The sequence below is a fragment of the uncultured Veillonella sp. genome (assembly GCF_915069625.1).
Taxonomy (GTDB): Bacteria; Bacillota; Negativicutes; order Veillonellales; family Veillonellaceae; genus Veillonella.
The window spans coordinates 1-3,499 of record NZ_CAJZFD010000186.1 but is presented as its reverse complement, the minus strand read 5'-3'; the positions used below and the strand labels follow the sequence as shown (position 1 = coordinate 3,499).

The window sequence follows — 3,499 nt, the reverse complement described above, 5'->3', positions numbered from 1 at the left end:
GGTAGGTCATTTGACCTTATACTATTATTATACAATAATCAATTTAATTTACTATAGACTTCGTCACATCGGAGGCGACCATGAAGCAAATACTTTCAAACGACATTATCAACCAATATCTACCTACCCTAATTAAATGCCCTTTATTTAATAAGTTGGGCGAACCTGAACTACGCAGCTATTTACATAATGCAAAGGTTATTGTACATAGCTATAAGAAAAATGATTTTATTGCCCTCTCTGGGGATCCTATGGAAGGCATTGGCGTTATTCTCGAAGGCAGTGCGTTACTGACACGGGAAAATGTTATGGGCCAACGCGTTATTATGGCTAACCTTGAACAATCTGATATTTTTGGTGAAGCATTGCTATTTAGTAAACAACCATTATGGCCTGCTACGATTAAAGCTACAAAGGTTAGTAAAATTATGTTCATTCCTCTTGAAACATTTATTGATACATTGCCTGATTGCCAACAATGCCAAACAAAAATTTTGTCCAACCTATTGGAGGACTTGTCTGAAAAAGCTATTCTCCTTACAAGAAAGGTTCATTATCTTACCTTGAAAGGTATGCGCGAGAAGATTTTCGCGTACTTAACAGACATTTATAAACGTCAGCAGTCTACAACAATCCATTTGCCACATAACCGTGAGCAAATGGCAGAAGTACTCAATGTATCTCGCACAGCACTTAGCCGTGAGCTCGGTCGACTTCGCGATGAAGGCATTATAGATATTACAGGTCGCACGGTAACGTTAAAAGATATTGAAGGAATTGAAGAATTTGGTTTTAATAGTTTCTAACATGTAATCGCCCTATCGTTTTTAAAATGTAATCAAATCGTCGTTTCTAATAAATAATACAATTATTCGTTCTAACATATAATCAAACGAAAAAGGTCTCCCTAGATCATCTAGGGAGACCTTTTATAGTTTAATTATTTTCTTTGGTTATTAGAACCAATGAGATAAATCGAATTCTTCACCAATAGTTGCTTTCACATGAGCACGGCCTAAGTAAAGGCCAAGCAATGTTAAGCTGATTTTAGACATCGGCGTATGATCAAATACATCCGCTAAATCTAGTAGAACTGGAGAAATATCATCCATAATATCACGTGCTTCTTGACCTCTGAAAGCAGTCGGTTTACTCTTCATAAGCGCAATGAGATCACGTTGAACCATAGAATCAGAAATACGAGTTTGTCTAAAGAAACGAGGTGCTAAAGACTCGTCAACTAACGCCAATTTATAAAGATTGGAATTCAAGCTACGCACCACATAACGTGGATCAACGCCATGACCATCAGTAGCACGGAAGAGTTCCTCCTTGGAGAAGCCACGATAGTTGAACACAAATGGATAGGAATTGGATAACACTTGAGCTAATGTAATTGGTTCGCGTTCCTCTTGCGTACAGCGTAAATAGTCTAGCTGGCGGTAGAAAGAATTGTTTTGAGGCAAATCAGAAATGAATGGCTCAATATATTTTTCTACATAATGTTGGAAGTGAATCAATCCATAGTTATTAGAGTTTCTAGAGTATTGTAATAATAGGGTCAATGCCATGACTTGGAAATGACCTAGCGTTAAATGTGGCAATACGCGTAATGCATCAAAGGCTACAAGGTACGGCGTACTAGACTTAGGCGATTGTACTACATCTAGGAATGCGCCTAGCGCAGCGGATTTCATCCACTCTGTATTCGTAGCAGCATAAGCCTTTTGCATGCTCATTAGTGCTTCTTGAATTACAATATTATCAAGAAGTGCGTTGACTTCAGCTAACTTTGTAATATTAAGAGCAGCTAACGCATCTCTTGTAATGGATTCCACATAATGTTGTGTATCGCCATGTAATACACCAAAAGCATGAACAAATGGTGCAATCGCTAACTCAACACATTTATCTTCATGTGCTGCTTTAGCCCATTGCCCTGTAGGTACCTCTTCTTCAACCATACTAGCTGCCGCCAATTGAGCTTCTATTTCAGAAGCGTCAAACAAGCGTGTTTCATCCAATACAGATGGACCTTCTACTGTTTGTACCTCGTCGGCACCACCAATCATTTGCGTAACATCTAAATTCTCAGCTTCATCAGCTTCTAAGGCTTCTACAGATTCGCCCATAGCAATCGTATCCTCTACGGAATTAGCTCGATTGCGCAGTTCATCTGTTACGGCATCGAGAACAATAGTCTTATCCATCAATGGAGTAGCATTATGCTCAACATTTTGAAGTCTATTATCTGAAACAGCGGGCATTACAATGGTTTCATCCATACTAGGTGCTATTGGACTAGATACTGGCACCTCTTGGGAAACAGATTCTTGTTGAGTCGATTCGCCAGAAACAGTTGAATCTTGAACAGTTTCCTGTTCTTCCAAGATTGGTTTACCAGACTCTGTCTGAGTTGACTCTGCTTGATGACCTAATGCTAATGAATATCCTGTAGAGGAATTTTCAACATGTAATTGATTCCCATCTCGTCGATTATAGGATGTATCTTCATGATCCACCATAGATTCAGAAGCTTCGGAATCCTTATTGTCATCCATAATGGAGGCTGTATATACATTGGTTCCACCTTCATGTGTAACCGTTACATCCCCAACCTTGGATTCATTAAGCGATTTTTCTTTATGATGTTCATCATTAGGCTTAGTAACAGATCTATCACGATGCTCATGTTTCGCTTGGCTTTCACCATCATTACGATTAAAAACAGCGTAACAAATAGCAAAAAATCCGAGCGCCACAACGGCTAATACAAAATACGGTATTACGTTTGACATACTAACCCCCTACATCAACGCTTCATTATATGCAGCACGTTCACCACCAATGCTCTTAGGTCGAACACGACAAGCTGTTACATGGGCCCCACCAATTTCTTTAATGCTGAGGCGCACTGGTACGGTAACATGTTTCATATGCATGCCTATAAAAGTATCCCCAATATCGATACCAGCATCAGCTTTAATAAATTCAACCATTACTGGATCTTCAAAACGTTCATAAGCAGTAACTGCCATAGCTCCACCTGCATGACGTTGAGGCACTACATTAACCTCTTCCTCCCATGTTACCGCGCTACGTTCCATAACAAGCGCACGGTTAATATGTTCACAGCATTGAACCGCCAAATTAAGACCTTTAGCTTTAACAGCTTTATATATTTCATCAAATAAGACCTGAGCCACATCAATGTGGGAATCAGTACCTATTTTCTTACCCATAACTTCGCTAGTGGAACAGCCCACAACGAACAATTGACCTTCTCGAACCTTTGCCAAATCGAGTAATTCAGCCATCGCTGTGCGCACTGACTGACGAATAGTTTCTACAGAAGTCATGATATCGCCTCACTCACTTTGAATGTATAAATCTATATGTATATTATCACAAAATGGACAGAATCGGTAGACTTTACTCTACGCAATACAAGTGAACATTACATAAGACTATAGTAATTATAAAAGTAGTTTTATTTATT

At 39.1% G+C, this 3,499-nt stretch carries 3 protein-coding genes; 1 reads left to right on the top strand and 2 read right to left on the bottom strand.

Going from position 1 to position 3,499, the window contains the following annotated elements; translation table 11 throughout:
- The first annotated feature begins 80 nt into the window (after positions 1-80).
- Positions 81-806, top strand: a complete 726-nt coding sequence (locus QZ548_RS08555) for a Crp/Fnr family transcriptional regulator (protein ID WP_005385445.1) — start codon at positions 81-83, stop codon at positions 804-806.
- A gap of 150 nt (positions 807-956) precedes the next feature.
- On the opposite strand, the gene QZ548_RS08550 is transcribed toward QZ548_RS08555, so the two are convergent.
- Positions 957-2,798: an LPO_1073/Vpar_1526 family protein gene (locus QZ548_RS08550; protein WP_005385444.1), complete on the bottom strand. Its 1,842-nt coding sequence runs from the start codon at positions 2,796-2,798 to the stop codon at positions 957-959.
- Positions 2,799-2,807: 9 nt separating this feature from the next.
- On the bottom strand, positions 2,808-3,359 hold the full coding sequence (locus QZ548_RS08545; protein ID WP_005385443.1) for a TIGR01440 family protein: 552 nt from the start codon (positions 3,357-3,359) through the stop codon (positions 2,808-2,810).
- Positions 3,360-3,499 lie beyond the last annotated feature (140 nt).

Bases quoted from the DNA above. Each gene is read 5' to 3' on its own strand.
- QZ548_RS08555 (WP_005385445.1), top strand. From the start codon at position 81: ATGAAGCAAATACTTTCAAACGACATTATCAACCAATATCTACCTACC.
- QZ548_RS08550 (WP_005385444.1), bottom strand. From the start codon at position 2,798: ATGTCAAACGTAATACCGTATTTTGTATTAGCCGTTGTGGCGCTCGGA.
- QZ548_RS08545 (WP_005385443.1), bottom strand. From the start codon at position 3,359: ATGACTTCTGTAGAAACTATTCGTCAGTCAGTGCGCACAGCGATGGCT.